The organism is Ulvibacter litoralis, assembly GCF_900102055.1.
GTDB lineage: Bacteria > Bacteroidota > Bacteroidia > Flavobacteriales > Flavobacteriaceae > Ulvibacter > Ulvibacter litoralis.
In genome coordinates this window covers 230,818-251,602 of record NZ_FNBA01000002.1, presented here as the reverse complement: position 1 = coordinate 251,602, position 20,785 = coordinate 230,818, and the positions used below count along the sequence as shown (strand labels likewise).

The 20,785-nt window shown below is 35.5% G+C and carries 25 protein-coding genes; 18 read left to right on the top strand and 7 right to left on the bottom strand.

The annotated features are described in order from the left end of the window. The gene (locus tag BLQ00_RS07190; RefSeq protein ID WP_139149370.1) at positions 1-1,113 is read left to right on the top strand and encodes an adenylate/guanylate cyclase domain-containing protein; all 1,113 of its coding nucleotides are present in this window, start codon (positions 1-3) and stop codon (positions 1,111-1,113) included. Between the two features lie 78 nt (positions 1,114-1,191). Then, positions 1,192-1,557, top strand: coding sequence for a hypothetical protein (locus BLQ00_RS07185; RefSeq protein WP_093142485.1), 366 nt, complete (start codon positions 1,192-1,194; stop codon positions 1,555-1,557). Positions 1,558-1,583: 26 nt separating this feature from the next. Here the strand turns inward: BLQ00_RS07185 and BLQ00_RS07180 are convergent, their stop codons facing one another. Next, on the bottom strand, positions 1,584-2,855 hold the full coding sequence (locus BLQ00_RS07180) for an NAD(P)/FAD-dependent oxidoreductase (protein ID WP_093142482.1): 1,272 nt from the start codon (positions 2,853-2,855) through the stop codon (positions 1,584-1,586). Between the two features lie 189 nt (positions 2,856-3,044). On the opposite strand from BLQ00_RS07180, the gene BLQ00_RS07175 reads away from it, so the two are divergent. After that, positions 3,045-3,539 carry an RNA polymerase sigma factor gene (locus BLQ00_RS07175; protein ID WP_093142480.1) on the top strand — a complete coding sequence of 165 codons (495 nt, stop codon included), beginning with the start codon at positions 3,045-3,047 and terminating at the stop codon, positions 3,537-3,539. 6 nt (positions 3,540-3,545) lie between these two features. After that, entirely contained in the window at positions 3,546-4,193 is a 648-nt protein-coding gene (locus BLQ00_RS07170) for a hypothetical protein (protein WP_093142477.1), read from the top strand. 95 nt (positions 4,194-4,288) lie between these two features. On the opposite strand, the gene BLQ00_RS07165 is transcribed toward BLQ00_RS07170, so the two are convergent. Both BLQ00_RS07165 and BLQ00_RS07160 read right to left on the bottom strand, forming a co-directional pair. Continuing rightward, complete coding sequence (locus tag BLQ00_RS07165; protein WP_093142475.1) at positions 4,289-5,092, bottom strand: lysophospholipid acyltransferase family protein; 804 nt, start codon at positions 5,090-5,092, stop codon at positions 4,289-4,291. 105 nt (positions 5,093-5,197) lie between these two features. Then, positions 5,198-5,839: an NUDIX hydrolase gene (locus tag BLQ00_RS07160; protein ID WP_093143911.1), complete on the bottom strand. Its 642-nt coding sequence runs from the start codon at positions 5,837-5,839 to the stop codon at positions 5,198-5,200. Between BLQ00_RS07160 and BLQ00_RS07155 the strand changes: the two genes are divergently transcribed. Beyond that, positions 5,833-6,573: a peptidylprolyl isomerase gene (locus BLQ00_RS07155; RefSeq protein WP_093142472.1), complete on the top strand. Its 741-nt coding sequence runs from the start codon at positions 5,833-5,835 to the stop codon at positions 6,571-6,573. The two genes, BLQ00_RS07160 and BLQ00_RS07155, sit on opposite strands and share 7 nt — an antisense overlap. Positions 6,574-6,576: 3 nt before the next feature. On the opposite strand, the gene BLQ00_RS07150 is transcribed toward BLQ00_RS07155, so the two are convergent. Then, positions 6,577-7,203 carry a trimeric intracellular cation channel family protein gene (locus BLQ00_RS07150; RefSeq protein ID WP_093142469.1) on the bottom strand — a complete coding sequence of 209 codons (627 nt, stop codon included), beginning with the start codon at positions 7,201-7,203 and terminating at the stop codon, positions 6,577-6,579. Next, a complete protein-coding gene (locus BLQ00_RS07145) occupies positions 7,200-7,925 on the bottom strand; it encodes an RDD family protein (protein ID WP_093142465.1) in 726 nt (241 codons plus the stop codon). The genes BLQ00_RS07150 and BLQ00_RS07145 overlap by 4 nt, the downstream gene beginning before the upstream one ends. Before the next feature lie 37 nt (positions 7,926-7,962). Here BLQ00_RS07145 and BLQ00_RS07140 point away from each other — a divergent pair, with 37 nt between their 5' ends. From BLQ00_RS07140 to BLQ00_RS07105, 8 genes are all read left to right on the top strand, one after another. Then, entirely contained in the window at positions 7,963-8,931 is a 969-nt protein-coding gene (locus tag BLQ00_RS07140) for a stage II sporulation protein M (protein WP_093142463.1), read from the top strand. Continuing rightward, positions 8,912-9,835 (top strand): hypothetical protein, encoded by a 924-nt coding sequence (locus BLQ00_RS07135; protein WP_093142460.1) that lies wholly within the window; start codon positions 8,912-8,914, stop codon positions 9,833-9,835. Before BLQ00_RS07140 ends, BLQ00_RS07135 begins: the two co-directional genes overlap by 20 nt. Beyond that, the gene (locus BLQ00_RS07130; RefSeq protein ID WP_093142457.1) at positions 9,828-10,556 is read left to right on the top strand and encodes a hypothetical protein; all 729 of its coding nucleotides are present in this window, start codon (positions 9,828-9,830) and stop codon (positions 10,554-10,556) included. The genes BLQ00_RS07135 and BLQ00_RS07130 overlap by 8 nt, the downstream gene beginning before the upstream one ends. Next, positions 10,546-11,733, top strand: coding sequence for a DUF4350 domain-containing protein (locus tag BLQ00_RS07125; protein ID WP_093142454.1), 1,188 nt, complete (start codon positions 10,546-10,548; stop codon positions 11,731-11,733). The genes BLQ00_RS07130 and BLQ00_RS07125 overlap by 11 nt, the downstream gene beginning before the upstream one ends. Before the next feature lie 3 nt (positions 11,734-11,736). Further along, entirely contained in the window at positions 11,737-12,729 is a 993-nt protein-coding gene (locus BLQ00_RS07120; protein ID WP_093142452.1) for an AAA family ATPase, read from the top strand. Next, on the top strand, positions 12,729-14,063 hold the full coding sequence (locus tag BLQ00_RS07115; RefSeq protein ID WP_093142449.1) for a DUF58 domain-containing protein: 1,335 nt from the start codon (positions 12,729-12,731) through the stop codon (positions 14,061-14,063). The genes BLQ00_RS07120 and BLQ00_RS07115 overlap by 1 nt, the downstream gene beginning before the upstream one ends. 170 nt (positions 14,064-14,233) lie before the next feature. Beyond that, positions 14,234-14,662 (top strand): DUF2141 domain-containing protein, encoded by a 429-nt coding sequence (locus BLQ00_RS07110; RefSeq protein WP_093142447.1) that lies wholly within the window; start codon positions 14,234-14,236, stop codon positions 14,660-14,662. Between the two features lie 297 nt (positions 14,663-14,959). After that, positions 14,960-15,895, top strand: coding sequence for a LysR family transcriptional regulator (locus BLQ00_RS07105; RefSeq protein ID WP_093142444.1), 936 nt, complete (start codon positions 14,960-14,962; stop codon positions 15,893-15,895). 58 nt (positions 15,896-15,953) lie between these two features. Here BLQ00_RS07105 and BLQ00_RS07100 read toward each other — a convergent pair whose 3' ends face one another. Beyond that, positions 15,954-16,151 (bottom strand): hypothetical protein, encoded by a 198-nt coding sequence (locus BLQ00_RS07100; protein WP_093142442.1) that lies wholly within the window; start codon positions 16,149-16,151, stop codon positions 15,954-15,956. Positions 16,152-16,373: 222 nt separating this feature from the next. Then, a complete protein-coding gene (locus tag BLQ00_RS07095; RefSeq protein WP_093142440.1) occupies positions 16,374-16,841 on the bottom strand; it encodes a DUF4442 domain-containing protein in 468 nt (155 codons plus the stop codon). A 132-nt stretch (positions 16,842-16,973) separates the two neighbouring features. Here BLQ00_RS07095 and BLQ00_RS07090 point away from each other — a divergent pair, with 132 nt between their 5' ends. From BLQ00_RS07090 to BLQ00_RS07075, 5 genes are all read left to right on the top strand, one after another. Then, positions 16,974-17,459: a DUF4870 domain-containing protein gene (locus BLQ00_RS07090; RefSeq protein ID WP_093142438.1), complete on the top strand. Its 486-nt coding sequence runs from the start codon at positions 16,974-16,976 to the stop codon at positions 17,457-17,459. A gap of 12 nt (positions 17,460-17,471) precedes the next feature. Continuing rightward, positions 17,472-17,642, top strand: coding sequence for a hypothetical protein (locus BLQ00_RS17555; RefSeq protein WP_175445424.1), 171 nt, complete (start codon positions 17,472-17,474; stop codon positions 17,640-17,642). A 110-nt stretch (positions 17,643-17,752) separates the two neighbouring features. Continuing rightward, positions 17,753-18,085 (top strand): PadR family transcriptional regulator, encoded by a 333-nt coding sequence (locus BLQ00_RS07085; protein WP_093142436.1) that lies wholly within the window; start codon positions 17,753-17,755, stop codon positions 18,083-18,085. A gap of 3 nt (positions 18,086-18,088) precedes the next feature. Beyond that, on the top strand, positions 18,089-19,873 hold the full coding sequence (locus BLQ00_RS07080) for a PspC domain-containing protein (RefSeq protein WP_093142434.1): 1,785 nt from the start codon (positions 18,089-18,091) through the stop codon (positions 19,871-19,873). Between the two features lie 172 nt (positions 19,874-20,045). Continuing rightward, a complete protein-coding gene (locus tag BLQ00_RS07075) occupies positions 20,046-20,768 on the top strand; it encodes a head GIN domain-containing protein (protein WP_093142432.1) in 723 nt (240 codons plus the stop codon). The last annotated feature ends 17 nt before the right edge of the window (positions 20,769-20,785 follow it).

Below are 20,785 nucleotides of genomic sequence, written 5' to 3'. Positions count from 1 at the left end.
TTGATAAGACTTACAACATTTACTTCGAGAGAATTGTGGTTTTACACCCGTAGGGCCTTTTGGATTTTGGTCTCTTGGACGACCATTTCCATATTATTATTTCTATACGAATACAAAACCCTTGAAAATGAAGGCGTTTTAACCTCTTCGTACGATTTTCAATCGGCACTTACCGCCATTGTTATTGTTGCCATTTCATCGGGATTAATTGGAGGTATTTTTACAGTAAATCTCATGGAACTTTGGCTTCGGAAATACGCTTTTTGGAAGGCCTTAATCTATATTTTTATCGCATACTGCATTGCAGCCTTTTTTGTAAGTATGACGGGAGCTTTGTACATAAAATCGGAAGATTTAAACCTCCCCTTATTTCATCCTGAAGTGATTGAAGAAACGTATTTTTTCTTTGGAACTTGGATGTTTGTTAAAAACTTTATTCTGTGGTTATTCATCGTTTTTTCAACACTTATCATACTCATGGTAAACGATAAATACGGGCCTGGCGTTTTTCCAGATTATTTGATGGGCCGTTATTTTATGCCGAAAAAGGAACGTCGTATTTTCATGTTTGCCGATTTAAAAAATGCAACGGGAATTGCTGAAACCTTGGGAGAAGAACGTTACTTCAATTTTCTGAAAGATTTTTTTAGAGACATTGCTCCTGCCATTGTACAAACTCGTGGCGAAGTCTATCAATATGTAGGCGACGAAATTGTAGTCACTTGGAAGATGAAGTCCGGACTTAAAAACGCCAATGCCTTACAGTGTTATTATAGCATGTTGAAAATTATTAATCGTAAGTCGAAACTATACAAAAAGAAGTATGGCTTTGTACCCGAATTTAGAACTGGCTATCACTATGGTTCGGTAATGGTGGGTGAAATTGGACAGATTAAAAGAGATATTGCTTTTTCTGGAGATGTACTCAATACCACCTCCAGAATTCAAGGACTTTGTAGTGAATTTGGTTTAGATATATTGGCTTCTAAAGATTTTGCAGACATCGCTTACAAACTGCCAAAAAGAGTAAGTCGTCATGATATTGGGAAAGAAAAATTACGAGGAAAAGCTGAAGAAATGGAACTCGTAACGTATAGAAGGAACACTATTTGATAGCATTCAATTGCTATTCCTTCTAGGATCTATAAAAGCAATAGAATTAAAAATAATGTTTCACTTAAATATATACGTATGAAAACAGATCGTTACACCAAAATCGTCCTTACTATTATTGCCGTTTGCCTTACTATAAACGTCGTGAAAGAAATAGACATCATTCCGTCGGCTTATGCTTCAGAAGGAATTCCTGTTGCCAAAAAAACAACAGAATACCGATTGGTTCCTGTCAACGAGTTTAACACGATGGACGTTCGCATTGTAGATATCAACACTTACGACGAACTAAATGTGAACCTTAAAAATATAGATACCTACGATGAGCTAAAAGTGAATATCAACAGTATTGATACGTCCGACGAGCTTGATGTAAACATCGATGAGATTGGCGGTGGTTATGTGTCGTCTGGCGGCCCCATAAACGTTAAAACAGCGCTGTAAACCTTTCCGAAGAAAAACAACAACAACTACTTCCCTTTAAACGGACGAATAATTAAGCGTGCCGCACGGTCGTAATTGATATAATTATAGGTCCAATTAAAGAAAGTAACCACTCGATTTCGGAAGCCTACCAAAAACCAAAGGTGTACAAACATCCATAAAAACCAAGCAAAGGCACCTGCAAAGTGCATCTTTTTAACATCACAAACGGCTTTGTTACGTCCAATGGTCGCCATGGTTCCTTTATCGAAATAGGAAAAGGGTTCCATTGATTTCCCTGCTAACAATCGTTTCATATTTTTCCCCAATCGTCTCCCTTGTTGAATCGCAGGTTGCGCCACTTGAGGGTGTCCTTTAGGATAGTCTTTCGTTTCCATTAACGCAATATCCCCAAGTGCATAATAGCCTTTAAACCCTTCAATCTCGTTAAACTCATTCACTTTATAGCGATTGGCTCTAGGCAATAAAGCATCCCCATCAAGCCCCGAAACTGGAGCTCCTGTTACTCCTGCCGCCCAAATAAAAGTTGCGGTGTCAAAATTTTCAGATTCAGTAATGACTGTTGTTCCGTCGTAATCTTTTACTAAGGTGTTTAAGTGAACTTTAACTCCAAGGTTGAGTAAAAACTGTAATGATTTTTTAGAGGCTTGCGGACTCATTGGCGCCAATACGCGATCGGAACCTTCAATAAGGTGGACTTGCATTTCGTTTTCGTCAAGCTCTGGGTAATCATTTTTTAAAATTCCTTTTCGGAACTCCGCCAAAGCACCTGCTAATTCTACGCCCGTTGGGCCTGCTCCTGCGATTACAAAATTTAGTAAACGTCTCCGTTCAGCTTCAGAAGTAATGCGATCTGCTTTTTCTATGTTTTGAAGAATCAAACTCCGAATGTCTAATGCCTGCGGAACCGTTTTCATTGGCATACTATTCGCTTCAATGTTTTTATTTCCGAAGAAATTTGTCCGCGTCCCCGTAGCAATCACTAAATAATCAAACGATAGATTTCCGATAGAGGTCTCAATGGTTTTTGAAGCGGTATCAATGTTATTTACTTCTGCCATTCGAAAATGAAAATCTCTGTTTTTCCGAAACACTTTCCGAAGTGGATATGCAATAGAATCGGGTTCTAGTCCTGCAGTAGAAACCTGATACAACAACGGCTGAAAGGTGTGGTAATTATGACGGTCAAAAAGAACAATTTGAGCTTCTATAGATCGCAATTGATTTAGAAAAGAAATACCTCCAAATCCGCCACCAATAACAACAATACGAGGATTTTTTGTTTCAGGAATATTCATAGGACATCGTAATTTTATTTGTAAAATGACTGAGCCTACAAGCGTTTTAGAGTACCTATAGTTTTAGACATTTAGGCTTTCACAAAGGTACTATTTGTAAGTGGTAAAGTAATAAAAACGGCTTATTTTTATGACTTTTGTAACAAACATTAGGAGTTAGATACTAATGGTGTAACCAACAACCATTCATTGAACAAAGAACTTGAACATAGCTTTGTAACGCAGCTCGAAGCAAATCAGAACATCGTGCATAAAATATGCAGATTATACACCAATAATAGCGATGCACATAATGATTTGTTCCAGGAGATTACCATCCAATTATGGAAGGCATTTCCTAAATTTCGAGGGGACTCAAAGTTTAGCACTTGGATGTATCGAGTGGCTTTAAATACAGCCATTACTTTATATCGAAAATCAAAACGCACCGTAAAAACACAAGATTTTGAAGGTGTTAGTTTTAAAATTTCTGCGGAAGCCTACGATGATACGGTTGAAGAGCAGTTAAAATTAATGTACAGTGGTGTAAAAAGCCTAAACGATATAGACAAAGCATTGGTGTTTTTATATTTAGAAGACAAATCATACCGAGAAATTTCTGAAACATTAGGAATTTCTGAAGTTAACGCACGCGTGAAGATGAACAGAATCAAAGAGAAATTAAGAACCATACTAAATCCGTAACCCCCGATGGATAACTTAGAACTTTTAAAAAAACAATGGCAATCTAGAGAGCAAGAGCTCCCTAAGTTGTCGTATACAGATATTCATAAGATGTTGCTTAAAAAGTCGTCTTCTATTGTGAAGTGGATTTTCTTGATAAGCATTGGTGAATTATTATTCTGGACCATTCTAGCCTTTTTTGTGCCAGAATCGAGCAAAGCAATTAACGATAGTATTGGTTTAAAAACGACCTTCATGGTGGTGAATATTGTGCATTACATCATATTCGCAGGGTTTATTTATCTTTTTTATAAAAATTATCACTCCATAAAAGTTACAGACACGATTAAAGAATTAATGCGAAGTATTTTAAATACGCGTAAAACCGTAAAGTACTTTGTTTTTTACAACGTAGGAGCATCTATCTTATTAATGCTAGCTGTGAACATGTTTTACTTCACAAAGAAAGACCAACTATACAAATTAATGGTTCAGAATTATGAAGGCTATGGCGCAATTCCGCAAGAAAGTTTCACTTCAGTATTTTTCATAAGTCAGTTAGTGATTAGCGTTGTTTTTGTTGGACTCATCATTCTTTTTTACCGTGTTATCTACGGAATCCTTTTAAAACGTTTAAAACGCAATTACTGTGAGTTGGAGAAGATTGAAGTTTAGTATGTAATTACAATCCGAACTCCAACAACTAAAAAAAAGCCTCTAAAGTATCCATTGATATTTTAGAGGCTTTTTGATAGAAGCTGTTTAGAAAATTAATAACGCCATTCGCGTTCTTTATTCAGTTCTTCTTGTGTTTTAATTTCTTCGGAAGGAACCACTTTTAAGAACGATGGATGCTGCTCGATAGCATATTCCAGTTTCTCTACAATTGATTCAACCGATTCATTTTCGTAATCTATTTCAAGCGGAGCTTTAATTTCCATAGACTGTAAAATTCCTTTTTTCTTGGTACGAAGTCCTTTTTTATCGAAAGAACGTCTAAAACCATCAATAACAATAGGCACTACAATAGGCTTATTCTTTTTAATAAGATGCGCTGTACCTCTTCTAATAGGTTTCCAAGGCTTTGTGGTTCCCTGCGGAAAAGTAATTACCCAACCATCGTCCAATGCTTTTGTGATGTTACTTACATCACTCATTTTTACCTGACGGTTTACATTTTTACCTTCGGCACGCCATGTGCGCTCAATACTAACAGAACCAGCATACGCCAATATTTTAGGCAACAATCCATCTTGCATGGTTTCTTTAGCCGCAACAAAATAAAGATTTAACTTCGGGCGCCACAAATAGCCTATGTTTTTGATACTGTCTTGTCTGCCGCTCAAACTTGCGTTAAAAACGTGAAACATTGCCACGACATCTGCAAAATACGTTTGGTGGTTAGACACAAACAATACATTGGTGTCTGGTAAGTTTTTAATTATTTCACTTCCTTCAATCTGTAACTCGTTAAACCCTTTGAATCTTCGGTGTGTTAAAGATCCTAGAATACGAATAAGCCAAAGCTTAATGAATAATATATGTCCAAATGGATTTCTTTTAAAAAGCCCCATGTAGTAATTTCTATTTATTGAATTAAATTTTGACCTTGATCAAAAATATACAAAGTAGTATTTTAAGCACTACTAAGTATTGGGCAAAGATACGAAATTACAGCTTTACAATACTGCTTTTAGCATTTCACGTACTTCACTTAATATCATCGCTGTGGCTCCCCAAACCACATGACCATTTAGCAAAAAAGCAGGAACTTCGATGTTGGTAGCATACGAAGTTGATAATGTTTTAGTTACAAGAATTGAATCGTCCATGAAATGTGACAACGGGATTTCAAGAATCTCCTCTACTTCGTTTTCTTGCGGAATAAAATGTGGTGTTTTGGTTGTAATTCCGACATAGCCTTGTACAAAAAAGTTGCTTGGCGGAATGTAAATTTCGGTGAGTTCTTTTACTACGGAAACTGACGTACGGTCTACACCTACTTCTTCTTCCGTTTCACGTAATGCGGTCTCTAACAAGGAAGCGTCCTCGGCTTCTCTTTTGCCTCCTGGAAAGGATATTTGAGCAGAATGTACCCCTTTATAAGTCTTCCGAAGAATTAATACCAAATGTGTTTCATTGGTGGTAGCAGGATAAAACAATGCCAATACTCCAGCTTGTTTGGCTGTTTTGGCTTCTCGCGCTTGGGCTTTCAATTCTAAAATCCGTTCGATGGGCGCCATTTTTAATTGAATGGCTTCCCCAGGAAGTTTCATTTTTGCTATTTTTGCCACTCGTTTTTCAAACTCTTCAAATGTCATTTAAAAACTCTTTTCTATTTGTTGTTATTGCTTCCGTTCTACTTTTTGCAAGTTGTGAAGATAAGAAAAAGGTTTCCGAAGCGAATAAAGAAACAGTTAAAGAACAACTAAAAGACAGTGTCATTCCTACGGAAGCTTCCGAAGAAAACATTGAAACTAAGAAAAATACCTATCCAGAAATTACTCAAAAAAATGTTGTCGAATTTCTTACCCAATACGGAAAAGACAATCCTGAAACTAAAGTATTGCTTAGCACACGCTTTGGGGATATGACCTTTCAATTATTTGAAGATACTCCATTACACCGCGCTAATTTTATTTATTTGGTAAAACAGGAATATTTTAACGAGACGTTTTTTCATCGTGTGGTTCCAAATTTTATTATTCAAGGAGGAAATAGTGATTTGAGAAGTACTCCTAAAAAAAGAGCTGCTATAGGAAAAGACTACTTGCTTCCTGCCGAACTACAGTCGGGTCGAAAACACAGATATGGAACCATTTCTGGTGCGAAAGAATACCGCGAAAATCCAGACAAACAAACAGCTCCTTTTGAATTTTTTATATTTATAGGTCCCGAAACGCAAACGTCCACCGGACATCTTAATGGCAACTACACGATTTTCGGACAAGTAATTCAAGGAATGGATGTATTGGAGAAAATTGCAAGCGTGAAACGAGATGAAGGCGACTGGCCGTTAGAAAATATTTATCTTAAAGCCAAAGTGCTAGAGTAAGCCTTACTCCTTGTCAATTACTATTTGATCCTTATAAATATTTGGTAGCGATAATTTAAAGATTACCGCTAGCAAACGCACTAAAATCACCAACGAACCTGAAATTACCACAACCCAATCTTCGGTAAGCGTTGTTTTCATCAATAAAAAATAGGCTGTACCTCCTAGAATACAAGCGGTTGCATAAATTTCTTTTCTAAAAATAATCGGGATTTCATTACATAGAATGTCACGAATTACCCCTCCAAAACAAGCAGTCATTGTTCCTAGTGCCACACAAATTATGGGCGGAAAACCAGCCGCAATTCCTTTTTCAACCCCTACGATGGTGTATAAGGCAATTCCGATGGTATCAAATAAAAATAAAGACTTACGAACATACCCTAGTTTTTTTCTGAATATAACGGCAACAATGAAGGTGATAAAAATTACATACACAAACGTTAGGTTGCGCATCCATGTAATATCGGCGTCTATTAAAACATCACGCAATGTTCCTCCTCCAACGGCAGTAACAAAGGCAATAATTAAGATTCCGAAGGGATCCATACGCTTTTTTAAAGCTGTAAGCACTCCCGAGATTGAGAACGCTATGGTTCCTAAAATATCTATGATTAAAAATAAACTCACATGTTCTGGGTATAGTAGTTATAATCTTTTAAAACAGTTTCGATAAACTGTCGGTCGTAATATTTTGAAGATACTTCTAAAATGCTTTCTATTTTTTTCCGAAGTGCATTTAGTGTCTTGTAATCGTTTCCTTTTATCGCAATTAAATAAGTTTCTTTTATCACACGAACATCTTTGTCGGTTAATCGCATGATGGTTGGAAATTGAGGTTCGTATTCTTCTTCAATTTCTTCTAATATGGTGTGCGTAATTTTCACCTTATTTTTGGTACTTATCACTACAGTACCTGCAGCAAAGTCTCCAACGCGTTGTCTTCGATCAGAAAAAAGAATGGTTAAGAGTCCGATAGACCCTAAGAAAATCCAAATATCGACCAAACGAAGCATCCAAAGAATCATATAATTAGACCAATGTGCAGGGCTTCCATCAATTTTTACGACTCTAGTTTTTAAAATCATTTTCCCTACCGTACGCCCATTAAAAAGAATGTGCATGTACAACGAATAAAACATAACTGGCAATAATAGCAATTGTTGCAAGCCAAAAACAGTCCATCGGTCGCTAATGGCAGCTCCCATAAAACTTGTAACCAATTCAACTGCATACAGATAAACTGTGAAAATCAGAAAATCAATTAGGAAAGCCAATATGCGCTCACCCACACTTACAATTTTATAGTCTAAATTTACGTTTTGTGTGGTATTGATTGCTAAGTTTGCCATGTAAAAAGTAAGTGTTTATCTTTAGTAAAAATTTTAAATGCGGGAAGCAGCATTCGTTAAGCAAAATAAGGAAAAATGGATAGCATTTGAAAAAGCAATCACGCTTAATTCAAAAATTAATCCAGATAGTCTAGCTGATTACTACATCCAGCTAACCAACGACTTGGCGTATGCACAGACCTATTATCCAGAAAGTAAAACGCTTCAGTATCTAAATTCATTAGCGTCGCAAGCGCATCAAAAAATCTATAGCAACAAAAAAGAAAGTAAAAACAGAGTGATTAGTTTCTGGAAATATGAGTTTCCACTTTTCTTTAAACAATACCATGCGACACTTTTTTACACCTTTTTACTCTTTTTAGTTTCCACTTGCATCGGAATTATATCCACCTTGAACGACGATAGTTTTGTTCGGCTAATTTTGGGCGATGCATACGTAAACGAAACACTTAATAATATTGAAAAGGGAGATCCTACGGCTATTTATAAAAGTGGAAGTGAAATTGGAACTTTCTTAGGAATTACCATCAATAATATTCGAGTGGCCTTTTTAGCCTACGCATTTGGCGTGATAACCTCTATTGGAACCGCTTGGGTGCTCTTTAGAAATGGAGTAATGTTAGGTGCTTTTTTCACCTTCTTTTACACTAAAGATTTACTTTTTGAAGCTTCAAAATCTATTTGGCTTCACGGAACCATCGAAATCTCTGTGATTGTCATTGCTGGTTGTGCAGGTTTGGTGATGGGAAACAGCCTTTTATTTCCAAAAACATACTCTAGGAGGGTTTCTTTTCTGAAAGGTGCTAAAGACGGATTAAAAATTGTGGTAAGCACAATCCCATTCTTTATCATTGCGGGCTTTATTGAAGGTTTTATTACTCGCTACAGCAATATGCCCGTTTGGTTGGCTATGACCATAATTTTTGGTTCCTTAGCACTCATTATTTACTATTATATTATATATCCAATTATCCTTACAAAAAGATATGCAGCAAGATCACATTGAACTTAAACAACGAAGAGACCTTGGAGATACGATTTCAATCTATTTTGAATTTTTCAAAAAGAACTTAACCTCTTTTTTAAATATTTTTATCAGTTACAACGGGCTTTTTATTTTAGGCTTTTTAGGCGTTAGTTATTTGTTAGTTACAGGCTTTGTTGGCATGTACGATTCAAGTACTTACGGAAATGCATCGACAGAAATTGACAGTGCATTGTACTTAGGAATTGGAGGTATCGCTTTCTTTATTTTGTTTTTAGCTACCGCTGTTCTCAATTACAGTCTTGCCGCTTCGTATATGATTCACTACGAAAAAAATGAAACTCCTACCATTGAAAAAAAGCAAGTTTGGAAATTGGTTTCCGATAATTTAGGAAATATTATTTTGTTCATTTTACTACTCATTGTTATTTATGTGGGTGTTTTTATAGCCGGTATGGTGCTTTCCATCATTCCACTTATCGGATCGTTAGCGTACTATTTATTAATGCTTTCATTCACAGCTTGGATGGGCGTATCGTTTATGGCAATGCTATCTCAAAAATTAAGCGTGTCCGATGCACTTTCCGAAGGATTCAAACTCATCAAATTATACTACTGGAAAAGCGTGCTTGTTAACTTAGTGGTGGGAATGTTACTAGGAATTCTTCTCCTTGTAGTACTTATGATTCCTGGAGTTCTTATTGGAATTTACGCTTTCCACTCCATCGAAAATGGAATTGATTTAGCCGAATCGCCTGTTGCAAAAGTGATTTGGACACTTACATTAACCTTAGTGTTAGTGCTGTATTCATTTAACCAATCGTTGGCACAATTTGTAAACGGAATCCTTTATTTTTCACTTTACGAAGAAACCTACAACGAGAATATGCGCAACCGAATCGATCAAATTGGAGCGGGTGAATAAATTTAATTTCATAGTATTTTTTATTTTTCTGAAAGGATTCGCTGGGCAAGAACTGCCTCAAGACTCCATTACGGTCGCAACCAATACAGACCCTTTTGTTGAAAAGTCTTTTTCTGAAGATTTAGCGTCTAAGTACAATGGTGCCGATTTTAAGTACGACGAAGTTGAAGGTGAAACACAAAACTTTTTAGCGCGTGCCCTTTCGTGGTTTTTCAAAAAATTAGAAAATTTATTCGGTGTAGAATTAAGTCCAGAAGTGTACGATGTACTTGAGTTTTTAGTCTATCTATTGCTTGCCGTTTTAGTGGGTTATTTTATTCTGAAAATGTTTCTTGGAAACGATGTTTCTAGCTTTTTTAACCGTAAGTCGGCTGCTATTTCTCCCTTAACCATTAAAGAAGAACACATTGAAAGTGTCGATTTAGATGCGTATATCGCTGATGCGTTAGCGCAGAAAAACTATCGCTTAGCAATTCGGTATATGTACTTAAAATCGTTGAAAGAGCTCTCGCTTGAGAACATCATCACATGGCATTTTGATAAAACCAACTCCGACTATTACAACGAAATTGAGAACACTGAAGTAAAAAGTAGTTTCAAAAAAGTATCGTATTTGTACGACTATGTTTGGTACGGTGAGTTTACTTTAGATGAAACTGGCTTTACCAATGCTCAAAAAGATTTTGATCGTTTAACGCAACACTTGAAAAATGCTAGATAAACGTTCAAAGAAAATACTCATCGTTTTTGGGATTGCAGTTTTAGCAATCATTATTTCTGAAGTGGTACGTCCCAAACCTATTAATTGGCGTCCAAGTTTTACATCTGTCGATACTGCTCCGTTAGGAACGTATGTATTGTTTGAAGAACTACAACTTCTTTACAAAAAAGGAAACATTAAAAAAATAAAAGAAGATCCGTATCAGTTTCTGAAGGATAGCAGTTACACAAATAATTCTGCCTACCTATTTATCAACGATTATCTCAACTTCGACAAACAACAATTTGAAGTTTTAAAATCGTATGCTGCCAACGGAAACACCGTTTTTCTATCAGCGCGAGAATTCGGAACTTATATTGAAGATTCCTTGAAAATTGCAACGCGTCAAGATTATAGCTTTTTAGAAGAAAATATAGAGGCATCCTTTTTTAATAAGAGCATTCCACAAGATTCGCTTCCGAAGTTTAAAAAAGCAGTTTACAAAACTGTTTTTAATAACATAGATACCCTACAAACCAAAGCGTTGGGTTATTTTGAAACTGAAAACGAAAGCATAGAAGAATTGAATTTTATCACAGTTCCCTACGAAAAAGGAACTTTTATATTCCATACCCTTCCGGAAGCTTTTTCAAACTATTACTTATTGAAAGGCAACCAGCAATACGCTTCACAAGTGTTGTCGCATGTTACCGCAGATCATTTGTACTGGGATACCTATTTAAAATCGGGACGAAAAGTAGTCGATTCGCCCATGCGCTTTATATTTAATCAGCAGCCTTTAAAATGGGCGTATTATGTGCTCATGTTAGGCTTATTGCTGTTTATTGTTTTAAAAGGAAAACGACAACAACGCATTATAAAAGTGGTAGAACCGCTTCAGAATACCTCAATTGAGTTTACCAAAACCATTGGAGACATGTATTTTCAGCACAAAGACTTCGGAAATATCAATGCAAAGAAAATTACGTATTTTCTAGAAATTATTCGATCTAAATACTACCTCAATACAGCTTCACTAGACCACGATTTCATTCAGAAATTAGCGATGAAGAGTACAAATTCAGTAGAAAAAACACAAAAGTTGATACAGTTAATCAATCAGCTAAAAGAAAAAACGGTACATACCGAGCAAGACAGTATCGCATTAAACAAACAAATTGAAGATTTTAAAATATAACCTATGGAAGAGTCACAAGAAAATCCGTTAGCATTTAATTCAAGAATCGATTTAAAAAATCTTGAAGAAGCCGTTCAGAACATAAAAACGGAACTAGGAAAAGTAATTGTTGGGCAACACGATATGCTCGAAATGCTTATTATTTCTATTCTTTCGGACGGACATTCATTAATAGAAGGGGTTCCTGGCGTTGCCAAAACAATTACCGCAAAACTATTGGCTAGAACCATGGATGTTGATTTTAGTAGAATTCAATTTACACCCGATTTAATGCCGAGTGATATTTTAGGAACTTCGATATTTAATGTAAAAACGAGTGAGTTTGAGTTCAAAAAAGGACCTATTTTCTCAAACATTGTACTTATTGACGAGATAAACCGTGCGCCTGCAAAAACGCAAGCCGCTTTGTTTGAAGTGATGGAAGAGCGTCAAATCACCATTGATGGTGAAAAATTTAAAATGCCGCCGCCATTTTTAGTATTTGCGACGCAAAATCCAGTAGAACAAGAAGGAACCTATGCGTTACCAGAGGCGCAATTAGACCGTTTTTTATTCAAAATTAATGTTCCATATCCAAATGTAGAAGAAGAACTTATCATTTTAGAAAACGAACATAAAAGGGAGAACAAAAATGTATTAGACACGATACAACCTGTACTTACTGCAGCTCAGATTGCAGAATACCAGGATACGATTCGTAAAATAATTATCGAAAACAACTTATTAAAATACATTGCTTCGATCGTAGATAATACGCGAAACAACCCGAATTTATTTTTAGGAGCCTCACCAAGAGCATCGTTGGCAATTATGAATACTTCTAAAGCAATGGCGGCGATTAACGGTCGTGATTTTGTAACGCCAGACGACATTAAAAAAGTAGCGTCTGCGGTATTAAGTCATCGTATTATTTTAACGCCAGAGCGAGAAATGGAAGGATTAACACCTTCAAAAGTGGTTCAACAAATTATTGAAACCCTAGAAGTACCTAGATAATGAAACAGTTTTTCAAAAGTTTATACTTTACCAAACGCTTTTTTATTGCGATATTTTTACTCGCGATACTCTTTGTGGTTTCTTATTTCTTCGGAAACCTTTTTTGGGTTATTAAACTTTTGTTTTTCATCCTTATCCTTTTAGTGGTCGCAGACTGTCTCCTCCTTTACCTGAATAAAACAGGAATTCAAGCCAGTCGGTTACTCCCTGAGAAATTATCGAATGGTGATGAAAACCCGATTGAAATTAAATTAGTAAATCGGTTTCAGTTTACCGTTGCTTTAAAAATTATTGACGAGTTACCGATACAATGGCAAATACGTGATTTTAAAATTGAAACGGTTGTAAAACCTTCCGAAGAAAAAAAGTTCACTTACACTGTGCGTCCCACCGAACGTGGCGAGTATCACTTCGGAAACTTAAATGTTTTTTCTTCCTCTATTTTAGGACTGGTTTCAAGAAGGCAACAATTTTCTGCGGAAGCGATGGTGCCGAATTACCCATCTTTTCTTCAGTTAAAAAAATATGATTTTATCGCGTTTAGCAACCGACTGAAGTTTTTCGGACTCAAAAAAATAAGACGTATTGGAAATACGATGGAGTTTGAACAAATTAAAGAATATGTTGCGGGAGACGATATTAGAAACATAAATTGGAAGGCGACCGCCAAAAAAAGTGAACTGATGGTAAATCAGTTTCAAGATGAAAAATCGCAACCTATTTATTCGGTCATCGATAAAGGCCGTGTAATGAAAATGCCTTTTAACAATCTTAGTCTGTTAGATTACGCCATTAACGCAACGCTTGTAATTTCGAACATTGCTTTAAAGAAACAAGACAAAGCGGGAATGTTTACGTTCTCTAGAAAAATTGAAGATCGCGTGGTTGCACAGCGTAGATCCTCGCAAATGAATTTAATTTTAGAGTCACTATACAACGTAAAAACCGACTTTTCAGAAAGTGATTTTTCCAGATTGTACGTCGATATTAAACGACACGTAAAACAACGTAGCCTTTTATTATTGTATACCAATTTTGAAACAATGGACGCTTTGCACCGGCAGCTCCCCTATTTTCAGGCGATCAATAAAACACATTTATTGGTGGTTATCTTTTTTGAAAATACCGAATTAAAAGAGTTTACAGATCGTAAAGCGAGTAACACACGTGAAATTTTTGAAAAAACGATTGCGGAAAAATTTAGATACGAAAAGAAACTGATTGTCAATGAGCTTCATAAATATGGGATACAAACCATTCTTACCGCCCCTGAAGCGCTGACTGTAAATACAATTAATAAGTACCTAGAGATTAAAGCTAGAGGGTTGTTGTAATCTGATTTACACTTCAAAAAGCATTCAGAATTACTTAATTAGATAATAAATTACATTTCAGATAGTAAATACTACAGTTCAGTATTTCTATTTATTTCTGAAGTGTGTTTCGTTGCATCTTTGTTTCAGAAATAAAAAACAACTCATCATTAATACTAAAACCAAAAATCATGAAAACAATACTCGTAACTTTATCGCTAGCCTTCTCAACATTATTTATCAACGCACAAGCTCCTGTAGAAGCTGTTTCTGAAACTTCAACAATTACAGTGACCGTTCCGGTAAAAAGCACCGAAGGAAACGTCGTCTTCGGATTGTACACAGAAGGCAATTTTATGCAGCAACCAACCGTAGGATTGGAAGGTGAAATTGTAGATGGAAAAGCCACAGTAACTTTTACAGATGTAGCTCCGGGCGACTATGCTGTAATTTTGTTTCACGATAAAAACAAAAACAAACGAATGGATTTCGATGCATCAGGAATGCCACAAGAAAATTATGGAATGTCTAATAATGTAATGAGTTACGGACCGCCACAATGGAGCGATGCAAAATTCACTGTTGCAGATGCACCTTTAGAGTTGGAGATTCGATTCTAAAAAAACAGATAAACATCTTAAAATCTATTTGGGGAATACATCGCTATTGTGTTCTTCAAATAGGTTTTTTAGTATTTGATGCTCTGTAATACAACACAATAAAATTGATCAACTTGAACTTGTTTCAGGTTAGCATTACATGTATTTATACTGATAGTAGGATGTAGTTCCGAAATCAATTCGGAAGGAACCTAAACAGATCCGCATCTTTTAGTATAAACAAAACCTTTATTTTAATTATAACTAATAATTTTTACCAATAGGAATATTTATATTTGTGATTAAATTCTATGGAATATGACCATTACACAACTTAAATATGTGTTAGCTGTAGCAGAGCATCAAAATTTCACAAAAGCAGCACAACACACCTTTGTAACGCAACCTACCTTAAGTATGCAAATACAAAAACTGGAGGATGAGTTAGAGATTCAAATATTTGATAGAAGTAAAAAACCGATAGAACTTACTTCGGTGGGTAAAAAAATTGTGAGTCAGGCACATCATATTGTGAATGAAGCTGACAGGATGCAAGATGTTGTAGATCAAGAAAAAGGATTTATTGGTGGAGAGTTTAAGCTAGGAATTATCCCAACCATAATGCCTACCTTACTACCTATGTTTTTAAAAGCCTTTGGAACCAAGTACCCAAAAGTGCAACTTAAAATAGAAGAGCTTACCACTGAAGACATTATCGCAAAACTTACCGACGGACATTTAGATGCTGCTATTGCTGCTACTCCGCTCGTTAACGATAAACTTAAAGAACGCGTTTTGTATTACGAACCTTTTGTAGGTTATATTCCAGAGAATCATCGATTGGCTTCAGAGAAAAAGATTACAAGTAGCGATTTAGATATTGATGACATACTCCTTTTAGAAGATGGACATTGCTTTAGAGAAGGCGTTATTAATTTATGTAAAGCATCGAAACTAGGTCCTGGAGATGCATTTCAGTTGCAGAGTGGTAGTTTTGAAACACTGATAAAACTTTCCAACGAAGGACTCGGAATGACACTGTTACCCTATTTACATACACTGGATATTCCAAAAGATAAAACAAAACACTTGCGTTACTTCACAGAACCTTCTCCAGCAAGAGAGGTTAGTATTATTTACAGCAAAAGTGAATTGAAAATGCAAATAATAAATGCATTATACGATGTGATTTCGGGAGTAATACGAGGTGCCATCGCCTTTCAGGATGTAAAAATTATTAGTCCGATAAAATAAAAACCTACAATTACAACTAAAAAACCTCCTTCGTATTACTACAAAGGAGGTTTTTTGGTTAAGGGTTTAAAAAAATTAAACATTGATTTAATTGAGGTTTCTGCTTTATTAAAGAATCAACCCAAATTTTTAGCTCCTCTATTTCATAAGGGAGTAATCGTGTCATTGCTTTCTTTAATTCTTTACAGAAAAGATTAACATCAAAACTTACTTTTGCAAGTACAGCTTTAGTGTAATCAAACATTGCTCTAGCCATAATATAAACTGGATTACATGTTAGTTTAAGTAGAAGTATGAATAGGCTTATCTTTTTAAAATTATGTTTTATAAATATAGCGAAAAAAACGATGCGATTTTAGACCAACAGCTTCAAAACAACTATGAATGGAAGTTAAGAAACGTTAATTGGTTAGTAAAGACCTGTAAACAAAGACATTTTAGTAAATCTAAAAAAGGAACTTTAACAAATAATTCACATTTAAGGTTGTTTTTTACGCTTCACCTTCAAAGTCCATTCAAATTCAAAGATTGACACGACATCACCCGCTGCATCCACTCCTTCAGATTTCATCCAACAAGTTTGTCCCTCGCCTGTTTCAACAGCCGCTTGTATGGCTTTTTTAATTGCATCACCATCCGTACATCTAAATAAGATACGTCCTTTTGCTTTTTTAGAAAATGTAGCCTTATTAGTTGCAACCAACATCGATATGGATTGTTTACTCTCTTCTATACACCCCATTACCATAGCACCAGTACTTAACTCGGCTGCCATCCCTTGCACTGCCCAAAACATAGATTTAAACGGGTTCTGATTAATCCATCTGAGCTTAGCTGTGGTTACACAAGTTGTTTCTGTAATAGATTTTACCCGTACGCCTGTAAAATAAGCAGAAGGTAACTTGAACAATAAGAAGGTATTGATTTTACTAGGGGTTAAAGACATATAGATCTGTTTTTATGCGAAGATATTCATTTTAATTGAGTTTCAATTTGTTAATTTTATGTTAAATTACACTACTATGCGTAACATAATACCTTCTTAAAGACATATATTTGTATAAGAAATTAATAAGCAATGGACACTTCAATTACAGAAAATCAAAAAAGCGTGAGTGCTTTTATACATTTATCAACTTTTTTAAAGTTTTTATTTCCGTTTGCAAACTTTTTTGCTCCACTCCTATTATGGACACTGAACAAAGAAAAAGACTTTGTTGACGAACACGGAAAGCAAGCTATTAATTTTCAGTTAAGCATTATTGTATATACCCTATTATTAGGATTGGTATGCATCCCGCTTTTCATCTTTTTTATTGCTGATTTTGTTTCCTTGGCAGAACTTTTAGATGATTCAGTACACAGTTTTCAGTTACATGAAATTAAAAATTTGTCTGGATACGTACTCGTTCTTTGCTTAATAATACTTGTTTTTATAGCCTTATTTATTTTTGAGTTGTATGCGGTCATTACAGCTACGATGCAAGCTTCTAAAGGAAAATTATATAAATACCCGTTTACCATATCATTCATCAAATCAACCTCTCGAACCATTCGAGAATAAATCAATCAAAAAATGAGCACATTAGTCAGTTTAATTTTAGCCGCCGTATTTAGCATTCTGGGCGAAGAGATTCCCCCAGAGAACCAAGAAGTTTCACATACCACTACTCAAATTGAAAAGTTTCAGATGTGCAACGATTCATTAAAGCAAGTCAAAAAGGCTTCAGACAAAATTGTTATATAAAGAATAAATAGTATCGCTTCCTAACATGAAGTTGTAGCTGCTTCCGAAGAAAAAAGAAGCCCTTTCAGTTTCAGAAATAAGCGATTCATTTAAAGAAATAAGAAGAACACATGAAAATTGAAAACACAAAAGCGCAAATGCGCAAGGGGGTACTCGAGTACTGTATTCTTTCCATCTTAAAGGATGGTGAGGCATACACTTCGGATATCTTAGACACCCTAAAAGACGCAAAATTACTTGTAGTTGAAGGGACCATCTACCCGCTGTTAACGCGATTAAAAAATGCGGGATTACTTTCCTATAGATGGGAAGAATCTACAGGAGGACCACCACGTAAGTATTACGATCTTACTGAAACAGGAAAATTATTTTTAAAAGAATTGAATACAACCTGGAACGAATTACAACAGGCTGTAGATAGAGTAACTAGCGAAAAAAACTAAACAATGAAAAAGACAGTAAATGTAAACTTAGCAGGCACGTTTTTCCACATCGATGAAGATGCTTATGGAAAACTATCACGCTATCTGGATGCGATACGGAAATCGTTATCTGATCCGCAAGGAAGTGACGAAATTATTCGAGATATAGAAGCAAGAATCGCTGAACTCTTTTCTGAAAAAATTGAAAGCAGTTCGCAAGTTATCTCTTTAACCGAGTTAGATCAGGTAATTGCCGTAATGGGACAACCTGAAGATTATATGGTAGATGAAGAAATTTTTGAAGATGCTTCAAACCACTCAAGAAGAAAATCATCAAGTACTTCATACGCTTCTTCAACTTTTTCTAAAAAATTATTTAGAGATGTTGATGATAAATTTATCGCAGGAGTATCGTCTGGTTTAGGACATTACCTAGGAATTGACGTGATCTGGATTCGATTAATTTGGGTGATTTTAGTACTTGCCAGTCTTGGAAGTCCGATCCCAATTTACATCCTATTATGGATCTTGGTTCCAGCTGCGGAAACGACTTCAGACAAGTTGAAAATGACGGGTGAACCAATAAACATATCGAATATTGAAAAAAAGTTCAAGGAAGGTTATGACAATGTCGCCGATAAATTAAAAAACGCCGACTATGACAAATACGGGCAAAAAATTAAATCTGGTAGTTCAGATTTTTTCGAAACGCTTGGTCGTATCCTTCTAACTATTTTAAAAATATTTGTCAAATTTATCGGAGTCCTTCTTATTCTTGTTTCAATTTCAACACTAATCGGACTTATTATCGGAATGTTCACTTTTGGATCTGTTGATTTTTGGGGACAAGGAGAAATGATGGACTATATCTCGCTAGTAGATACAAGCTTTACTCCTATTTGGCTGGTTTCATTATTGGTCTTATTCGCCGTAGGGATTCCATTTTTCGCACTCTTTATTTTAGGACTAAAATTATTAGTGGATAACCTAAAATCGATTGGAACAACCGCTAAAATAGTTTTGGTAATCCTTTGGATTGCTTCCGTTATCGGACTTGGAATCTTAGGAATTAGACAAGCGACTGAACAAGCGTACGACGGTGATTATATTACCGAAAATGTATTGCCTGTTCGATCTGGAGATACGCTGAAAATTGCAATGCGAGCAGATACGCAATACAACCATAAAGTGAATAGACGTAATGGGATAAAAATTCTTCATAATGAGAATAATGAAAAAGTAATCTACTCTAACGACATTCGCCTTATTATAAGACATACCAATGAGGACAATGGTAAAATAGTTGTTGAAAAGAAAGCGGAAGGAAGTAGTTTTATCAATGCGAAAAACAAAGCAGAAGCCATCGATTACAGCTATGACTTAACTGGAAACAGATTGCTTTTAGATGGATTTTTTACTACGGAAACTTCTAATTTTTACAGAAACCAAGAAATAGAAATCATCGTGTATCTTCCTATCGGAACCATTTTATTTGCCGATGAGAATACGTATTCATTTCATAGAAACGAGAGTTATTACAAAGACATTCTCGACAATGGAGATGAAGGGCATTATTTAAAAATTCTTAATAATAAAACAGAGTGTTTAGACTGTCCTTCTTCGGAAGAAACCACAATGGAGAGAGACACTACCCAACAAGCCGATTGGGAAGAAGAAGTGAACAGAAACTTCAACAAAGGAACTTCAGAAGAAACACTGGAAGATCGTATTATACTCGATGAAAATGGTGATGACGTTAACTTAGATGAAGACAAGGAGAATACTTTACAGATAAACATAAACAACTAACTGATCTCCTATTTTGAAGAGATTAAAATTTAAATGCAAACCCATTTTTACGTCATTCTGAATTTATTTCAGAATGACATCAAATTGATAATCAGAAATTTGTAAAAACCTAAATCAATTTTATGTTGACGTATGGTAAGATGCATTATAATCCATCTAAAACTTAATAATTATGAAACTAATAAAAACAATAACCCTAGTACTTTCAGCTGTATTGCTTACTTCTTGTCATTTTGATATAAATATTGGAAAAGTAGACGGCAATGGAAACGTAACTACTGAAGAAAGACCTGTTACAGAGAGCTTTCATAAAGTAAAAGGAAGCGCTGGACTGGACGTGTATTTAACCGAAGGTTCTGAAAATAAAATTGTAGTAGAAGCCGACGAAAATTTACACGAAATTATAGAAACGGAGATTCACGATGGCAAACTATCTATCGGAACTAGAGAGAGCATTGGTCGCTCTGAGTCAAAAAAAGTATATGTTACTTATAAAAGTATAGATCATGTATACGCTTCAAGTGGCGCAGATGTTATTGTAAACTCTATTCTTAAAAGTGAATATATTACATTAGATGTAAGCAGCGGTAGCGATTTGGAAGTTGAAGTATTTGCTAGAGAAGTAAATGCCGAATCTAGTAGCGGTGCCGATTTAAAAATATCTGGTAAAGCAACTTCTTTACTAGCCAGTAGCTCTAGCGGAAGCGAAATAGATGCTGAAGAGCTTATTGTACTTAATTGTAATGCAGATGCCTCTAGCGGTGGAGATATTACGGTTCACGTGAAAGAAAAGTTGACGACAGAAGCTACTAGCGGAGGATCTATTAATTATTATGGAAATCCGACAGCCGTTTCTAACGACGAAAATCGTTCTGGAAACGTACATAAAATGTAAAACAAATACCCCCCAAC

Excerpts from the sequence above, each read along its gene's own strand:
- BLQ00_RS07100 (WP_093142442.1), bottom strand. The coding sequence starts at position 16,151 with ATGGCTAGAGCAATGTTTGATTACACTAAAGCTGTACTTGCAAAAGTA.
- BLQ00_RS07110 (WP_093142447.1), top strand. The coding sequence starts at position 14,234 with ATGAAAACAATACTCGTAACTTTATCGCTAGCCTTCTCAACATTATTT.
- BLQ00_RS07165 (WP_093142475.1), bottom strand. The coding sequence starts at position 5,092 with ATGGGGCTTTTTAAAAGAAATCCATTTGGACATATATTATTCATTAAG.
- BLQ00_RS07140 (WP_093142463.1), top strand. The coding sequence starts at position 7,963 with ATGCGGGAAGCAGCATTCGTTAAGCAAAATAAGGAAAAATGGATAGCA.
- BLQ00_RS07185 (WP_093142485.1), top strand. The coding sequence starts at position 1,192 with ATGAAAACAGATCGTTACACCAAAATCGTCCTTACTATTATTGCCGTT.
- BLQ00_RS07075 (WP_093142432.1), top strand. The coding sequence starts at position 20,046 with ATGAAACTAATAAAAACAATAACCCTAGTACTTTCAGCTGTATTGCTT.
- BLQ00_RS07180 (WP_093142482.1), bottom strand. The coding sequence starts at position 2,855 with ATGAATATTCCTGAAACAAAAAATCCTCGTATTGTTGTTATTGGTGGC.
- BLQ00_RS07090 (WP_093142438.1), top strand. The coding sequence starts at position 16,974 with ATGGACACTTCAATTACAGAAAATCAAAAAAGCGTGAGTGCTTTTATA.
- BLQ00_RS07125 (WP_093142454.1), top strand. The coding sequence starts at position 10,546 with ATGCTAGATAAACGTTCAAAGAAAATACTCATCGTTTTTGGGATTGCA.
- BLQ00_RS07160 (WP_093143911.1), bottom strand. The coding sequence starts at position 5,839 with ATGACATTTGAAGAGTTTGAAAAACGAGTGGCAAAAATAGCAAAAATG.
- BLQ00_RS07145 (WP_093142465.1), bottom strand. The coding sequence starts at position 7,925 with ATGGCAAACTTAGCAATCAATACCACACAAAACGTAAATTTAGACTAT.
- BLQ00_RS07135 (WP_093142460.1), top strand. The coding sequence starts at position 8,912 with ATGCAGCAAGATCACATTGAACTTAAACAACGAAGAGACCTTGGAGAT.
- BLQ00_RS07095 (WP_093142440.1), bottom strand. The coding sequence starts at position 16,841 with ATGTCTTTAACCCCTAGTAAAATCAATACCTTCTTATTGTTCAAGTTA.
- BLQ00_RS07170 (WP_093142477.1), top strand. The coding sequence starts at position 3,546 with ATGGATAACTTAGAACTTTTAAAAAAACAATGGCAATCTAGAGAGCAA.
- BLQ00_RS07105 (WP_093142444.1), top strand. The coding sequence starts at position 14,960 with ATGACCATTACACAACTTAAATATGTGTTAGCTGTAGCAGAGCATCAA.
- BLQ00_RS07115 (WP_093142449.1), top strand. The coding sequence starts at position 12,729 with ATGAAACAGTTTTTCAAAAGTTTATACTTTACCAAACGCTTTTTTATT.
- BLQ00_RS07155 (WP_093142472.1), top strand. The coding sequence starts at position 5,833 with ATGTCATTTAAAAACTCTTTTCTATTTGTTGTTATTGCTTCCGTTCTA.
- BLQ00_RS07080 (WP_093142434.1), top strand. The coding sequence starts at position 18,089 with ATGAAAAAGACAGTAAATGTAAACTTAGCAGGCACGTTTTTCCACATC.
- BLQ00_RS17555 (WP_175445424.1), top strand. The coding sequence starts at position 17,472 with ATGAGCACATTAGTCAGTTTAATTTTAGCCGCCGTATTTAGCATTCTG.
- BLQ00_RS07085 (WP_093142436.1), top strand. The coding sequence starts at position 17,753 with ATGAAAATTGAAAACACAAAAGCGCAAATGCGCAAGGGGGTACTCGAG.
- BLQ00_RS07120 (WP_093142452.1), top strand. The coding sequence starts at position 11,737 with ATGGAAGAGTCACAAGAAAATCCGTTAGCATTTAATTCAAGAATCGAT.